This window comes from Microbacterium sp. UFMG61 (assembly GCF_015354505.1).
In the GTDB taxonomy this organism is placed as follows: domain Bacteria; phylum Actinomycetota; class Actinomycetes; order Actinomycetales; family Microbacteriaceae; genus Microbacterium.
Genome location: NZ_JACAFP010000005.1, coordinates 13,516 through 28,821 on the forward strand (window position 1 = coordinate 13,516; position 15,306 = coordinate 28,821).

Genomic DNA, 15,306 nt, shown 5'->3' on the forward strand with positions numbered 1-15,306 from the left:
CATGCCGAGACGACAGGTGATCATCAGCACCCACAACGGGGTGCACGCGCGTCCCGTCGCTGAGCTCGTGCGGGTGGTGCAGGCGCACCCGCACGCGGTGACCCTGCAGACGTCGACCGGGGCGGTCGTGGACCTGAGCAGTGTTCTCGCGCTCATGGACCTCGGCCTCACCCCCGGCGACGTCGTCGTGCTCGAGACCGCGGACTCGGTGGGCGCGGAGCGGGTGCTCGACACCCTCGCCGGCGTGTTGGATCCACCGCGCTGACGATGGGGTCAGCCGTCGATGACCGCCACGAGCTCGTCGAGGAACGCCTCGAATGTGGTGCCGCGACGCACGATGCGCTGCACGCTCTCGCGCTCGCTGAAGACCTCGACGAGCTGCTCGAACACCGTCTGGAACGCTGCCCGATCGCTCTCGCTGAAGGCGGCGAGCGCGACGACCTGCACGCGTCCCTCGCCCCAGGCGGCCGAGCCGTCGGCGACGCCGATCGCGATGGCCGTCCGTGTCGCGGTCATCTGCAGCGCGTGCGGCACCGCGAGGGCGTCCGTGAACGCCGTCGATGACATCCGCTCGCGCAGGATCGTGTTCTCGACGTAGTCCTCGCCGATGAGACCGGCATCGACGAGGAGTCCCCCGAGACGGCGGATGATCGCCTCCTCTCCCTCATCCGGCAGCGGGTGCACGAACGCATCCGCGTCGAAGTAGCGGGCGAGCTCGGCGCGCAGTCGGGTGAGGCGACGGCCGCGACGCACACGCGCGGCGGCCTGCTGGATGCGATCGACGTCGGCGTCGGTGAGGAAGGGCTGGATGCGCACGAACCGGTCTCCCGCGGCTCCCGGCTCGATGGTGCTCAGCACGAGATCCGTGTCGAAGGACGCCCAATCGGGATCGACCTTCGTGACGACGCTCGTGACCTCGATCGCGGTGCCGAGCGAGCGGTCGACGCTCGAGCGCAGCAGTTCGTGCAGTTCGTAGTACCCCGGGCAGACGATCGTGGCGGTCAGGATCGACTCTGCCTTGCGGCTGCGCTCCAGACGCCCGCCGACGTGCATGGCGATGTAGGCGATCTCGTCGTCGTGGATCGGAGTGCCGAGCCGATCGTGCAGGCCGCTCGCGATCGATACCGCGACCTCGAAGATCATCGGGTATGACGTCTTGAGCGAGCGGGTCAGCGGGTTGCGGGTGAGCGCTCTCTCCTCGGCGCGGCGCAGCAGATTCTGCACGTGCAGGGCGAGGCGCAGCACGAACGTCTCGTCGACGAGGTCGACCTCGAAATCATGGGCAGCGCGCGCGAGCTCAGCGCGCACCGCTTCTTCCACTCCCGGCGCCACACCGCTGCGGGCGACTTCGCGAGTGGCATCCTGCCCGGGCGCGACGATGCGCGTCAGCACGAGCGAGGCGAGGTGCCCGCTGTCGCCCTCACCGAGCGTGACCGAGAAGTGCTCCTCCGCGAGCCGTGCGATCACGGCACCGACCTGCGGGATCTCCTCGCGGGCGCTGGGAGGAGCCGAGTCGAGCGAATGCCCCCCGGCCACCCGCTCCGCGGCGATCGCGATGTGCAGCAGGACGTCGGAGATCGCGAGCTCGTTGACGTAGTAGCCCAGGACACCGAGTTCGCGCACCAACTCGGACTTGAAGGGAGCGACGGCGTCGGCGCCGACCGCGGTGGCGGCGAGTGCACGACGGAAGGTCTCGGGGTGGAAGGATGCGGCGTCCATCTCGTCGTGAGCGAGTCGGGAGAGCAGGCGTCGCTGAGCCGCCTCGGTTCCGCGCAGCCGCACGACCTCGCGGTCACGCTCGAGGGCCAGCTCGGTGCCGTCGAGCAGGCCCCGCACCCGTGAGAGGTCTGCTTCGACGGTGGCCTCGCTGACGTGCAGGCGATCGGCCATCTCGAAGACGTCGATCCCGGCGGGCACGTCGAGCAGCGTGCGCACGAGTGCGTGCAGGCGGTCTCGCGGTGCCGAGTCCCGGCTCTGCCTGGTCCGCAGGGCATCCCGTGCTCCGGCGGCGGCGCGATAGCCCGCTGGGCCCGATTCGACGGCATCCGCGTCGCCCGTCCGTGCGTTGAGCGCCGCGACGTACGAGCGGATGCTCCGCGGCGTGACGCCCAGCTGATCGGCGAGACTCGCGGCGGTGGCCCAGGTGCCCTGACGCAGCAGGGTGGCGAGGAGCTGGTCCTGGCGCTGACGCGACATGATCCTCCCCTGCTTCGTGCCGACCGCACTGTCCCGGCGTGACTTCCATGATGTCAGCTACCCGGGCGCTGCGTCTCGACACCGACGTTCCGCAGGGGCGGAAAGGAACGTGTTGGCACCTTTCCGCCGTAGTTCCCAGACTGTTCTCAGGAAAGGTGGCATCAATGAGGATCCTCGTGGTGTGCGGCGCGGGCGCGTCGAGCACGTTCGTCGCGCAGCGACTCCGGCGGGCGGCGACAGACGCCGGCCTCGACTTGGACGCCTCTGCCGGCATGGAGCACACCGTCTCCCCCGGCGATCACGACCTCGTCCTCGTCGGCCCACATCTGGCCGACCGTCTCGATGCCATCCGCGCTGCCGCGCAGGTCCCCGTGGCCGTCCTCCCCGAGGACGTGTTCTCGGACCGTGACGGCTCCCGCACCCTCGCACTCGCGCGCTCGATCCTCGTCGGCGTCACGACCACCCCGGAAGGAACATCATGACCGTCTCCCGCACCGTCCGCATCGGCTCGTCGCACGGGCTGCACGCCCGCCCCGCGAAGCTGTTCGCGCAGGCCGCGAAGGACTCCGGCATCCCCGTCACGATCGCCAAGGACTCCGGCAAGGCGGTCAACGCGGCCAGCATCCTCGGAGTGATCGCCCTCGCGATCGAGTACGGCGACTACGTGACCCTGACCGCAGACGGCGACAGCGCCGAGGGTGTTCTCGACACCCTGACCGAGCTGCTCACCACCGATCACGACCAGGAGAGCGCATGAGCGACGTGCGCGGGGTCGGCATCGGCCTGGGTGTCGCCCAGGGTGTCGTCGTCCGGATGGCCGAGGCTCTGCCCGCTCCCGAGAACACTCCCAGCACCCAGGGCATCGATGCCGAGCGCGCCCGCGTCCGCGGGGCCATCGCCGCCGTCGCCCAGGAGCTGACCACGCGTGGCGAGACCGCCGGCGGATCGGCGCAGGAGGTGCTCGAGGCTCAGGCGATGATCGCCGAGGACCCGACGCTCCAGGACGAGGTCGACGCGCGCATCGACGACGGCGCCACCGCCGAGTGGGCGGTGCATGATGCGTTCGCTGGCTTCCGCGCCACCCTCGAGGCGGTCGGCGGCTACCTCGGCGAACGCGCCGCAGACCTCGACGACATCGCCCAGCGCGTGCTCGCGCGGCTGCGAGGCGTCGATGCTCCCGGCGTGCCCGACCCGGGGCATCCGTTCGTCCTCGTGGCCCGCGACCTCGCCCCGGCCGACACGGCGCTGCTGAACCTCGACCAGGTGCTCGCGCTCGTCACCTTCGACGGCGGCCCCACCTCGCACACCGCTATCCTCGCCCGCGAGAAGGGCATCGTCGCGATCGTCGGCGCCGCCTCGGCATCCGAGCTGACCACCGGTCGGCCCGTGATCGTCGATGCGGCGGCGGGCATCGTGACCGTGGATCCGACGGATGACGAGAAGCAGCGTGCCGAGCAGCGCGCCGCCGCCCGTCGTTCCGCGGATTCCGCACCGCTGACTCCCGGCGCCCTCGCCGACGGCACGCTGATCCCGCTGCTGGCGAATCTGGGGAAACCCGCAGACGCATCCGATGCCGTCGAACGTGGGGCCGAGGGCGTCGGGCTGTTCCGCACCGAGTTCCTGTTCCTCTCGTCGGCCCAGGCGCCGACCGTCGAGCAGCAGCGCGAGTCGTACCGTGAGCTGCTCGCGGCTTTCCCGGGCAAGAAGGTCGTCGTGCGCATGCTCGACGCCGGCGCCGACAAGCCGCTGGCCTTCCTCAACGACGCTCACGAGGAGAATCCGGCGCTGGGCCTCCGTGGCCTGCGTGCCCTCCGCGCGAGCGAGGACATCCTGCGCGAGCAACTGACGGCTCTCGCCGAGGCGGATGCCGCCACCGAGGCCGACCTGTGGGTCATGGCGCCGATGGTCGCGACCGTCGAGGAGACGCAGTACTTCACCTCGCTCGCCCGCGAGTACGGGCTCAAGACGGCGGGCGTCATGGTCGAGATTCCGTCCAGCGCGCTGCTGCCGCTGGCCTTCCTCAACGACGCTCACGAGACAAGCCGCTGGCCTTCCTCAACGACGCTCACGAGGAGAATCCGGCGCTGGGCCTCCGTGGCCTGCGTGCCCTCCGCGCGAGCGAGGACATCCTGCGCGAGCAACTGACGGCTCTCGCCGAGGCGGATGCCGCCACCGAGGCCGACCTGTGGGTCATGGCGCCGATGGTCGCGACCGTCGAGGAGACGCAGTACTTCACCTCGCTCGCCCGCGAGTACGGGCTCAAGACGGCGGGCGTCATGGTCGAGATTCCGTCCAGCGCGCTGCTCGCCGACCGAATCCTCGCGCACGCGGATTTCGCGTCGATCGGCACGAACGACCTCACCCAGTACACGATGGCCGCCGATCGCATGCTGGGTTCCGTCGCCGGATTCCAGGACCCCTGGCACCCCGCCGTGCTCAGGCTCGTGCGCGAGGTCGGAGACGCGGGCGCTCGCCTGGACAAGCCGGTGGGCATCTGCGGTGAGGCCGCCGCCGACCCGATGCTCGCGCTCGTGCTCGTCGGCCTCGGCGCGACGAGTCTCTCGATGGCGCCGTCCGCGCTGGCGGACGTGCGCCACACCCTGTCGAAGCACACTCTCGACGAAGCCCGTAACTTCGCCGAACTCGCACTCGCGGCCGATGACGCCGCCGGTGCTCGCCTCGCTGTGGCAGACGCCGCAGCACCCCTCCCCCCTCACCAGAAAGAGACGACATCATGACGACGACGTCACCCGCCGCCACGAAGGCAGGCGGCCTCCGAACAGGCGTGCAGCGCTTCGGCACGTTCCTGTCGGGCATGATCATGCCCAACATCGCCGCGTTCATCGCGTGGGGATTCATCACCATGCTCTTCATCGCAGTCGGCTGGTTCGGCAACTGGCATCCGGTCGCCGATCTTCTCGGCGGCTTCGGAAACGCTGACCTCATCGGCTGGCAGGGCGCGATGACCGCTCTCGCGACGGCGGAGGACGGCACCACCTTCCCGCAGTACGTCGGACTCGTCGGTCCGATGGTCACCTACCTCCTTCCCCTGCTCATCGCCAACACCGCAGGACGCATGGTCTACGGCGAGCGCGGTGGCGTCGTTGCGACGATCGCGACGATGGGTGTCATCGTCGGCACGAACATCCCGATGTTCCTCGGCGCGATGATCATGGGTCCGCTCGCGGCCTGGATCACGAAGAAGATGGACAAGCTCTGGGAGGGGAAGATCAAGGCCGGCTTCGAGATGCTGGTCAACAACTTCTCCGCGGGCATCCTCGGCATGTTGCTCGCCATCGCCGGCTTCTTCGCGTTCGGACCGGTGATGCTCGCGATCAGCAGCTTCCTCGGAGCGATCGTCGACTGGCTGGTCAGCTACAGCCTGCTCCCGCTGCTGTCGATCATCGTCGAACCGGCGAAGGTCCTCTTCCTCAACAACGCGATCAACCACGGCGTGTTCACTCCCCTCGCGCTCCAGCAGGTCGAGGAGGCCGGCAAGTCGATCCTGTTCCTGATCGAGGCGAACCCCGGGCCCGGCATCGGCCTGCTGCTGGCCTTCTCGTTCTTCGGGATCGGTGAGGCGAAGGGTTCTGCACCGGGTGCCGCGATCATCCAGTTCTTCGGTGGCATCCACGAGATCTACTTCCCGTACGCGCTGAGCAAGCCCGCCACGATCCTCGCCCTGATCGCCGGTGGAGCCACCGGTGTCACCACGAACATGGTGCTCGGCGGCGGATTGGCCTTCCCCGCGGCGCCCGGCAGCATCATCGCCATCACCGCAGCCGCCGTCGCACCTGCAGCGGGCGGCATCGGCAACCTCCTGGTCGTGTACCTGTCTGTCGTCCTCGCCGCCGCGGTGACGTTCCTGATCACGGCCATCATCCTGCGGGCCTCGCGCAAGCGCGACCTCGAGGCCGAGCGCGACAGCTTCGGTGACGCGATCGCACAGACCGAGGCGAACAAGGGCAAGTCGTCCGCCGCGATGGACGCTCTGCGTGCCTCCTCGGGTGCTGCCGGTGCAGCTGCCGGTGCCGGCGCAGGCGTGGCCACCGACCGTCGCATCGCGAACATCGTGTTCGCCTGCGACGCCGGCATGGGCTCGTCGGCCATGGGTGCGAGCGTGCTGCGCAACAAGTTCAAGAAGGCGGAGATCGACGGGGTGACGGTCACCAACCAGGCGATCGCGAACCTCGACGGCAGCGCCGACCTCGTGATCACACAGCAGCAACTGACCGACCGCGCGAAGGCGCAGTCGCCGAACTCGATCCACGTGTCGGTCGACAACTTCATGAACTCTCCGAGGTATGAAGAGGTCGTCGAGATGGTGCGCGAGCAGCGCGAGTCCGGCGCCTGACGCCCGCGTGACAGACCGGGAGGGGCGGGTGCCTCGGCATCCGCCCCTCCCTCCACATACTCAGAAAGAAGGAATCACCATGAGCGTTCTCACCCTCGACCAGGTCCGCATCCACGCGGGCTCGAGCACGCAGCAGGAAGCGCTGCAGGAGGCCACCGACATCCTCGTTTCGGCGGGTGCCGTCACCCCCGGCTACGTCGATGCCATGCGTCAGCGCGAGGCGACCGTGTCGACCTACATGGGCAACGGTCTGGCGATTCCGCACGGCACCAACGACACGAAGGACGCGATCCTCGGATCCGCTCTCTCGGTCGTCCGCTACGACGGCGGCGTCGACTGGGCGGGCGAGCCTGCGACGTTCGTGGTGGGCATCGCCGGCCGCGGCGACGAGCACCTCGAGATCCTCTCGCAGATCGCGATCCTGTTCTCGGACGAGGATGACGTCGCGAAGCTCAATGCCGCACAGACCCCGGAGGAGCTCTATGCGCTGCTCTCGGCGGTGAACGACTGATGAAGGCTGTCCACTTCGGCGCCGGCAACATCGGCCGCGGATTCGTCGGTCTGCTGCTGCACGAGGGCGGCTACGAGGTCGTATTCTCCGACGTCGCCACCGCACTCGTCGATGCGATCAACGCGGTCGATTCGTACACGGTGCACGAGGCCGGCCCGGGCGGCACCGACCATGTCGTGACAGGGTTCCGCGCCGTCAACAGCGGCACGGACCCGGATGCGGTCGCCGACGAGGTCGCGACAGCCGATGTGGCGACGACCGCTGTCGGTCCGACCGTGCTGCGCTTCGTGGCTCCCACGATCGTCGAGGGCCTTCGACGCCGCTCCCCCGATGCCGCGCCGCTGCAGGTGATGGCCTGCGAGAACGCGATCGGTGCGACCGACACCCTCCGCGCCGAGGTCGAGAAGGCGGCCGGAGAGGACGCCGCCGAGCTGCTGGCGCGTGCGGTGTTCGCCAACACAGCGGTCGACCGCATCGTGCCCGGGCAGCCCGCGGGCGGCGGCGTCGACGTGACTGTCGAGCCGTACTTCGAGTGGGCCATCGAGTCCGGGGCCTTCGGCGACACCTTGCCGGCCATCCCCGGCGCGCACTTCGTCGAGAACCTCGCTCCCTACATCGAGCGCAAGCTGTTCACCGTGAACACGGGTCATGCGGCCACCGCGTACTTCGGTGCGCGCGCGGGCATCGAGCGCATCTCCGACGCGCTGGCCGATCCTGACATCGCCGCGCGCGTGTCGGCGGCGCTGGAGGAGACCTCCGCCGTGCTCACGGCCGAACACGGGCTCGACCCCGCCGAGCTCGCCGAGTACCGCGCGACGATCCTCGATCGGTTCCGCAACCCCGCACTCATCGACACCGTGCAGCGTGTCGGACGCCAGCCGCTGCGCAAGATCTCGCGCCATGAGCGGTTCATCGGCCCGGCGGCGATGGCGGCCGAGCGCGGCCTGCCCGCGACCGCTCTCGTGGGCGCTGTCGCGGCGGCTCTGGAGTTCGACGAGACCGATGACGAGCAGTCCGTCGAACTGCAGAAGCGGCTGCGCGCAGAAGACGCGCTGTCGTTCACGACGCTCGCGACCGGACTCGATCCCGAGCATCCGCTGTTTCCGGCGATCCGCGACGCGGTCGTCTCCCGTCAGACCGCCCTCGCAGCGTCCTGACCCGAGTCCGGGGGCCCGAACCCTCCGACTCCACGCCCCCTGCCGATACGATCGGCAGGGGGCGTCCTCGTGGGTACGACGATCTGCAGGAGCGGCATGAACAGGTATGCGGTGATCGGTGCCGGGCCCTCGGGCCTCGCCGCAGCACGCGCGCTCACCAGGCGCGGGATCGCGGTCGACGGATATGAGGCGTCGCACCGGGTCGGCGGCCTGTGGGACATCACGAATCCCCGCAGCACCATGTACGAGTCGGCGCACCTGATCTCGTCGCGCACCACCACCGAGTTCGCCGAGTTCCCGATGCGCTCCTCGGTCGACTACCCAGGGCACCGGGTGCTGCTCGACTACTTCCGCGAGTACGCCGACCACTTCGGACTGACGGAGCTGTTCCGCTTCGATACACGGGTGACGCGGCTCGAACCGCGCGACGGCGGCTGGGAGCTCACCAGCACCGGCCCTGAGGGACGGCAGACCCACCGGTACGCGGGGGTCGTGCTCGCCAACGGCACGCTCGCCGAACCGCGGATGCCGTCATTCGTCGGCGAGTTCTCGGGCGAGATGCTGCACACGAGCGCATACACGTCCCCTGCTCAGCTCGACGGGCGCCGGGTGCTGATCATCGGGGCGGGCAACTCCGGATGCGACATCGCGGTGGATGCCGTGCACCATGCGGCCTCGATCGACATGAGCGTGCGCCGCGGATACCACTTCGTTCCGCGCTATCTCTTCGGTCGGCCGAGCGACACGCTCAACCAGGGCCGCCCGCTGCCGGCGCGTCTGAAGCAGGCGGTCGACAGCCGGGTGCTCCGCGCCTTCACGGGCGATCCCGTGAGATTCGGGTTCCCGAAGCCCGACCACCGCATCTACGAGTCGCATCCGATCGTGAACACCCTGATCCTGCACCACCTCGGGCAGGGCGACCTGCGCATCCGCCCCGACGTCGAGCGCTTCGACGGGCAGACCGTGCGCTTCCGCGACGGCACGGCCGACGACTATGACCTCGTGCTGATGGCGACCGGGTACACACTCGACTACCCGTTCGTCGACCGCGAGCACCTGCACTGGCAGGGCGCCGCTCCCCGACTCTTCCTGAACATCTTCCCCGCGTCGTTCAACGGCCTCTTCGTGCTGGGCATGATCGAGGCATCCGGAATCGGGTGGCAGGGCCGCTACGAACAGGCGGAGCTGCTGGCGGCCTATCTGGAGGCGACCGTGACCGACCCCGCGCGCGCAGAGAGATTTCGCTCGCGGGTGACGGGAGCGCCGTGGCCGGACCTCACCGGTGGCTACCGGTATCTGGCGCTCGACCGCATGGCTCACTACGTCAACAACCATGCGTACCGCCGTGCCCTCAGACATGAGCAGCGCGACCTCGCCGCGCCCGCGCACACGGACACACCCCGAGCATGATCGACTGAGAGCCGCTCACACCCTCGCGTCGTACCCTGGACTCGTGCAGAAGAAGCGTGGCCGCAGAGTCCTCACGTTCATCGTCTGGGGCCTCGTCGCGGTCCTCGTGCTCGGGATCGGCGGCATCGTCGCCTGGAGCCAGATCGGCGTCATGCAGGCCGAGCCCGGCCCCCTGGCCGACGTGAAGTCGAACAGCGCGATCCAGGTCGAGGATGCCGAGCAGGGCATCATCCTCACGCCCGCCGATGGCGAGTCCGACCAGGGGCTCGTCTTCGTGCCCGGTGCGAAAGTCGACCCCTGGGCCTACGCGCCGATCCTGCAGAGCCTCGCCGAAGAGGGCGTGACCGTCGTCATCACCCGTCCGTGGCTGAACCTCGCGTTCTTCGACCTGCGCGGTCTCGACGCGTTCACCTCAGCCGCCCCCGAGATCGACGACTGGGGCGTCGGCGGCCACTCGCTCGGCGGCGTGCGCGCCTGCCAACTCGCCGCAGATGCCGAAGCCCTCGTGCTGTTCGGCTCCTACTGCTCGAACGACGTGTCGGACTCCGACCTCTCGGTGATCAGCATCTCAGGCAGCGAAGACGGCCTGTCGACACCTGCCAAGATCGATGCCGCGCGCGACATGCTGCCGGCGGATGCCGAGATGGTCGAGATCGACGGCGCCTCGCACGCGTCGTTCGGCGACTACGGCCCGCAGGCGGGCGACGGCACGCCGACCATCTCCGACGAGGAGATGCACGCGCAGGTCGCCGAGCTGCTCGCGTCGTTCTTCGCGGAGCTGCCGAGCAGCTGACCGGCAGTCATTCGTCTCTCGGATCGAGTACCGGGTCGAGAGTCGGATGCAGGTGCCTTGTCCCGAGGACCGTCGATGCGGCGCGAGCGCCGGCCCGGAGCGCGGTGTCGAGGTCGGCCCCGGTGAACCGGGCGTCCAAGACACCGGCGAAGAACGCATCGCCCGCCCCGTTCGTGTCCACGACATCGACCGGCACCGCCGCCACCCGATGCTCGACATGGTCGCTGTCGACAGCCACGGCTCCCCCGGCCCCGAGCGTGCACACCGCGAGCGATGACCCCGCCGCGATGCGCGCATGGAGGAAGTCGATGGGATCGGGCAGCCGGTCGGCATTGCAGAACACCGCGTCCGCGGCGTCGAGGAACGGACGATGGAAATCGGCCGTGCCGTCGTAGTCGTGCACGTCGACCCAGAGCGGCTTCCCCGTGCTCTGAGCCGCGGGAATCAGGCGCAGCGGCTCCGCGGCGAGATCCAGCACGAGGACGTCGGCGCGGGTCATCGCCGCGATCAGCGCCGTGTCGTCCGCGCCGTCGGTGGCACCCGGCGAAGACAGGTAGAGCGAGACCCGACCACCTGCGCGGGTCATCAGGTTGAGATGGCGCTCGGTCACATCGCCTGCGCCCCAGAGCCCGTCGACGCCGGCCCGAGCGAGTGCATCCCGAACCTTCCTCCCCGGCTCATCGCTCGCGCTCAGCGCGTGCAGGAGTGTCGTGCGCCCGAGCGCGGTGAGGCTCAGCGCCTTGCCCGCACTCGTGCCGCCCACCGTCTCCCAGCTGTCCTCCGCGAACTGCATGTGCGGCATGGGTTCGGGCAGCCGGTCGAGCACGACGATCGTGTTCCACGACGCGGGCCCCGCGATGAAGACGGATGCGCTCATCGGCTCCTCCTGCCCTCCGCAGCCACTCAGCCGATCCGCTTGACCAGGGCGTCGAGACCCATGCCGTAGTCGATGCGGACAACGGGAAGCGCGAGCTTGTCGGCGCCGATCGCCACCGTGCCCGGCTCGATCGTGCGCGCCATCTCGAATCCGGCCTGCGCGACGCCCTGCTTCGCGGTGTCGTTGTAGTGACCGTACGGGTACGCGATGACCTCGCGCACTCCGAGGATGTCGGCGGACGTGTTCAGATCGGCCGCGATCTCATCGGCCGTCCAGTTCACCATCCGTCCCTTGCCGTTCTCCCCCGCCTGATGCATGTCGTGCGTGTGCGAGCGGCGCAGCACATACTCCGACGGGGCAGGGTCCTGCCGCGCCGAGGTGATCATGAACGAGGTCGACAGCAGACCCAGGCGATCGATGACGGGCACGGCGAGATCGAACCAGGTCTGATCGGCGTCGTCGTCGGTGATGATCACCGAGTGGGCGGGCAGGAACAGACGACCGTCGATGAACGCGCTCAGCTCGTCCCAGGTCGGCAGGTAGAAACCCGTCGTCGCGATGTGCTCCATCTGCGCCTCGAAGTCACCGATGTAGGCGTAGTTGCCCCGCAGCCACCCCGACTCCCCCTCGGGGTTCGACGTGAACTGGTGATACATGAGGATCGGGATCTCGGCGTTCTCCGCGAGGTTCTCCTCGGGCGTCTTCCACGCCGCGAAGAGCTCGATCTGCTGATCGACGCAGACGACCGGATCGGCGCCGTTGACACGGTTCTCGACCACGAATGCCGCGGCGTCCGCCCCCGACGAGTACCAGCCGGCGAACACCCGCCCCTCCTGCGCCGGGATCGGCAGGGCAGCGTACAGCGCATCCTGCCGCTGCAGCATCGGCTCTTCAGGTACGCCGTCGCCGACGAACGTCACAGCGCACGCGAGCGGATCGTCGGCATCCGCGAGCAGCTGCTGCGCCGGAGTCAAGGGCCGTTCGATGACTCCGGATTCCGCCTTCGGCGTCGGCATCTCGGCCGGACGGTTCAGCCACACCACGGCGGCTGCCGCTCCCCCTGCGAGCACGACGGCCGCGACGATCCCGATCGCGAGGCCCGTACGGCGTCGCTTCCCCCCGGATGCCATGGTCAGATGTCGAAGCCGTCGGCGATCATCTCGACGAGTTCTTCCCGCTCCTCGACGGGGAGGAAGGCGGCGGCCGCGGCGTTGAACTGGAAGGTCTCGAGATCGTCGAGGTCGTACTCGAAGGTCTCGACGAGCAGCGAGAGCTCGCGCGTGAGCGAGGTGGCGCTCATGGTGCGGTTGTCGACGTTCACGGTCACCGCGAAGCCCAGCTGGTAGAGCAGATCGAACGGGTGGTCCGCGAGAGTATTGCCCCAGGCCGCGATCGCGCCGGTCTGCAGATTCGACGAGGGCGAGAGCTCGAGCGGGATCTCACGGTCGCGGACCCAGCGCGCCAGATCGCCGAACTGCACCTGCACCTCGTCGCCCTCCTGCGTGATGACCTGGAGGTCTTCGGCGATGCGCACGCCGTGCCCGAGGCGCAGTGCGCGCCCGTCGAGCAGCGCCGAGCGGATGGAGGCGATGCCCGCGGCCTCGCCGGCGTGCACGGTCACCGGGAAGAAGTTCTCGGCCAAGTGGTCGAATGCCGCGCGATGGTCCGACGCGGGGAATCCGTCCTCCGGCCCCGCGATGTCGAATCCGACGACGCCCCGGCCGCGGAAGGCGACCGCGAGCTCGGCGATGTCGCGCGAGCGGTCGGTGTGGCGCAGTGCGGAGAGCAGCTGGCCCACACGGATGCTGTGACCGGCACGGTCAGCGGCGTCCTCTCCCTCTTCCAGGCCCTGCTGCACGGCCTCGACGGTCTGCTCGAGGGTGAGGCCACCGGTCAGGTGCTGCTCGGGCGCCCAGCGCACCTCGCCGTAGATCACGCCGTCCTTCGCCAGGTCCTGCACGAACTCGCGCGCGATGCGGGTCAGGCCCTCGCGCGTCTGCATGACGGCGGTGGTGAGATCGAACGTCTTCAGGTACTCCACGAGGGATCCCGAATCGCTCTTCGTCGCGAACCATTTGCCGAGGGCTCCCGGCTTCGATGCAGGCAGCCCGAGGCCGATCGCATCCGCCAGCTCGATGATCGTCGAGGGGCGCACCGCGCCGTCCAGGTGGTCGTGCAACGACACCTTCGGCAGGCTGCGCAGGGACACGCCCTGGATGGTGACGTCGCCGTTCGCGTCGATCGACATGGAGGTTCCTCTCGGTCGCGGATTCGCTCAGTTCAGGCTAGCGGTCAGCGAGTCAGGCCGTGATGCGCTCCCGCACGACCGGCCCCGCGGCCGGGGCCTCGTCACCGATCGCCCACGCCCCCTCCAGAGCATCCAGCGCACGAGGGAATCGCGCCTCATCTGCGGCCGAGAGCGTGAACAGGGGCTGCCCCGCCACGACCCGGTCGCCCGGCTTGGCGTGCAGGTCGATGCCCGCCTCGAAGATCACCGGGTCCTCCGCCCGCGCGCGTCCTGCGCCGAGACGCCAGGCGGCGATGCCGAACGGCAGGGCATCCATCTGCGACACGACGCCGTCGGAGGGTGCCGTCACCACGTGGGTCTCACGCGCCGTCGCCAGCGGTGCATCGGGGTCGCCGTCCTGCGCCCGGATCATCGCCTTCCAGCTGTCCATCGCGCGGCCGTCGTCGAGAGCGGCCTCGACATCGGCATCCGGCTGGCCCGCCAGGGCGAGCATCTCGCGCGCCAGGGCGACGGTCAGCTCGCGCACGTCCGCCGGCCCGCCGCCGGCGAGCACCTCGACGGACTCGCGGACCTCGTTGGCGTTGCCGATGGCGAAGCCGAGAGGCACGTTCATGTCGGTGAGCAGTGCGGTGGTGGCGACGCCCGAGTCCGTGCCGAGCGCGACCATCGTGCGAGCGAGCTCACGGGCGCGGTCGATGTCCTGCATGAATGCGCCGGAGCCGAACTTGACGTCGAGCACCAGGGCGTCGGTGCCTTCGGCGATCTTCTTCGACATGATGCTCGAGGCGATCAGCGGGATCGCCTCGACCGTTCCGGTCACGTCGCGCAGTGCGTAGAGCTTCTTGTCGGCGGGAGCGAGGCCCGAGCCTGCGGCGCAGATCACCGCGCCGACGTCGCTCTTCATCTGGGCGAACATCTCTTCGTTGCTGAGCGCCGCACGCCAGCCGGGGATCGACTCGAGCTTGTCGAGCGTGCCTCCCGTGTGCCCCAGTCCGCGGCCGGAGAGCTGCGGCACCGCGACGCCGAACACGGCCACCAGCGGCGCGAGCGGCAGGGTGATCTTGTCACCGACGCCGCCGGTCGAGTGCTTGTCGACGGTCTTCTTGCCGAGAGCGGCGAAGCTCATCCGCTCCCCGGAGGCGATCATCGCGTCGGTGAGCACACGGATCTCATCGCGCTCCATGCCCCGCTGGAACACGGCCATGGCGAACGACGCCATCTGCGCGTCGGACACATAGCCGCGGGTGTACGCGTCGACCATCCAGCGCAGCGCCTTCTCGGGCACCACGCCTCCGTCGCGCTTGGCACGGATCACATCGATCGCGTCGAAGGGCTCCACCGAGCCGCTCTGCGTGGAGCTCATCGGGCGTCCTCCAGGTCTCGGGGGCCGAACGCATCCGGCAGTACTTCATCGATGGTCCGGATGCCGGAGACGGTCTCCAGCAGCATCCCGGGCATGGCGTGCTCGAAGAGCAGCTGGCGGCATCGCCCGCAGGGCATGATCGTCTGGCCGTCGTTGTTGACGCAGACGAACGCGACGAGCTGTCCGCCGCCCGACATGTGCAGGTCGCCCACCAGAGCGCACTCGGCGCACAGCGTCACCCCGTACGAGGCGTTCTCGACGTTGCAGCCGGCCACGATGCGTCCGTCGCCGACGAGCGCGGCAGCGCCCACCTTGTAGCGCGAATACGGGGCGTAGGCCTTGGCCATCGCGTCGGTGGCGACCTGGCGCAGCTCGTCCCAGTCGATGTCGGTCATGT

At 69.2% G+C, this 15,306-nt stretch carries 15 protein-coding genes and 1 pseudogene; 10 read left to right on the forward strand and 6 right to left on the reverse strand.

Features of this window, described 5'->3' with window-relative positions:
• Nucleotide 1: 1 nt before the first annotated feature.
• Nucleotides 2-265: an HPr family phosphocarrier protein gene (locus IXW21_RS06830; RefSeq protein ID WP_228528277.1), complete on the forward strand. Its 264-nt coding sequence runs from the start codon at nucleotides 2-4 to the stop codon at nucleotides 263-265.
• 8 nt (nucleotides 266-273) lie between these two features.
• Here the strand turns inward: IXW21_RS06830 and IXW21_RS06835 are convergent, their stop codons facing one another.
• Nucleotides 274-2,196: a BglG family transcription antiterminator gene (locus IXW21_RS06835; RefSeq protein WP_194763523.1), complete on the reverse strand. Its 1,923-nt coding sequence runs from the start codon at nucleotides 2,194-2,196 to the stop codon at nucleotides 274-276.
• A 164-nt stretch (nucleotides 2,197-2,360) separates the two neighbouring features.
• Here IXW21_RS06835 and IXW21_RS06840 point away from each other — a divergent pair, with 164 nt between their 5' ends.
• The 9 genes and pseudogenes from IXW21_RS06840 (at nucleotide 2,361) to IXW21_RS06880 (ending at nucleotide 10,421) form a co-directional block, all read left to right on the forward strand.
• On the forward strand, nucleotides 2,361-2,678 hold the full coding sequence (locus IXW21_RS06840; RefSeq protein ID WP_194763524.1) for a PTS sugar transporter subunit IIB: 318 nt from the start codon (nucleotides 2,361-2,363) through the stop codon (nucleotides 2,676-2,678).
• Entirely contained in the window at nucleotides 2,675-2,953 is a 279-nt protein-coding gene (locus IXW21_RS06845; RefSeq protein ID WP_194763525.1) for an HPr family phosphocarrier protein, read from the forward strand. Before IXW21_RS06840 ends, IXW21_RS06845 begins: the two co-directional genes overlap by 4 nt.
• Nucleotides 2,950-4,341, forward strand: a complete 1,392-nt coding sequence (locus IXW21_RS06850) for a putative PEP-binding protein (RefSeq protein WP_228528278.1) — start codon at nucleotides 2,950-2,952, stop codon at nucleotides 4,339-4,341. The genes IXW21_RS06845 and IXW21_RS06850 overlap by 4 nt, the downstream gene beginning before the upstream one ends.
• Nucleotides 4,233-4,934: pseudogene (locus IXW21_RS06855) on the forward strand (putative PEP-binding protein); the annotation flags it as partial. The gene IXW21_RS06850 and the pseudogene IXW21_RS06855, both read left to right, overlap by 109 nt.
• Nucleotides 4,931-6,550, forward strand: coding sequence for a PTS mannitol transporter subunit IICB (locus IXW21_RS06860; protein ID WP_194763526.1), 1,620 nt, complete (start codon nucleotides 4,931-4,933; stop codon nucleotides 6,548-6,550). The pseudogene IXW21_RS06855 and the gene IXW21_RS06860, both read left to right, overlap by 4 nt.
• Before the next feature lie 79 nt (nucleotides 6,551-6,629).
• Nucleotides 6,630-7,061: a PTS sugar transporter subunit IIA gene (locus IXW21_RS06865; RefSeq protein WP_194763527.1), complete on the forward strand. Its 432-nt coding sequence runs from the start codon at nucleotides 6,630-6,632 to the stop codon at nucleotides 7,059-7,061.
• Nucleotides 7,061-8,218 (forward strand): mannitol-1-phosphate 5-dehydrogenase, encoded by a 1,158-nt coding sequence (locus IXW21_RS06870; RefSeq protein WP_194763528.1) that lies wholly within the window; start codon nucleotides 7,061-7,063, stop codon nucleotides 8,216-8,218. Before IXW21_RS06865 ends, IXW21_RS06870 begins: the two co-directional genes overlap by 1 nt.
• A gap of 96 nt (nucleotides 8,219-8,314) precedes the next feature.
• Entirely contained in the window at nucleotides 8,315-9,628 is a 1,314-nt protein-coding gene (locus IXW21_RS06875; protein ID WP_194763529.1) for a flavin-containing monooxygenase, read from the forward strand.
• A 43-nt stretch (nucleotides 9,629-9,671) separates the two neighbouring features.
• Entirely contained in the window at nucleotides 9,672-10,421 is a 750-nt protein-coding gene (locus IXW21_RS06880) for an alpha/beta hydrolase (protein WP_323742184.1), read from the forward strand.
• Between the two features lie 7 nt (nucleotides 10,422-10,428).
• On the opposite strand, the gene IXW21_RS06885 is transcribed toward IXW21_RS06880, so the two are convergent.
• From IXW21_RS06885 to IXW21_RS06905, 5 genes are read right to left on the reverse strand one after another with little or no spacing between them, the layout of a single operon-like run.
• The gene (locus IXW21_RS06885; RefSeq protein WP_194763531.1) at nucleotides 10,429-11,298 is read right to left on the reverse strand and encodes a carbohydrate kinase family protein; all 870 of its coding nucleotides are present in this window, start codon (nucleotides 11,296-11,298) and stop codon (nucleotides 10,429-10,431) included.
• Between the two features lie 26 nt (nucleotides 11,299-11,324).
• Nucleotides 11,325-12,428 carry a polysaccharide deacetylase family protein gene (locus tag IXW21_RS06890; protein ID WP_194763532.1) on the reverse strand — a complete coding sequence of 368 codons (1,104 nt, stop codon included), beginning with the start codon at nucleotides 12,426-12,428 and terminating at the stop codon, nucleotides 11,325-11,327.
• A 2-nt stretch (nucleotides 12,429-12,430) separates the two neighbouring features.
• A complete protein-coding gene (locus IXW21_RS06895; RefSeq protein WP_194763533.1) occupies nucleotides 12,431-13,546 on the reverse strand; it encodes an adenosine deaminase in 1,116 nt (371 codons plus the stop codon).
• A 52-nt stretch (nucleotides 13,547-13,598) separates the two neighbouring features.
• Complete coding sequence (locus IXW21_RS06900) at nucleotides 13,599-14,909, reverse strand: thymidine phosphorylase (RefSeq protein ID WP_194763534.1); 1,311 nt, start codon at nucleotides 14,907-14,909, stop codon at nucleotides 13,599-13,601.
• On the reverse strand, nucleotides 14,906-15,304 hold the full coding sequence (locus IXW21_RS06905) for a cytidine deaminase (protein WP_194763535.1): 399 nt from the start codon (nucleotides 15,302-15,304) through the stop codon (nucleotides 14,906-14,908). The genes IXW21_RS06900 and IXW21_RS06905 overlap by 4 nt, the downstream gene beginning before the upstream one ends.
• Nucleotides 15,305-15,306: the final 2 nt, after the last annotated feature.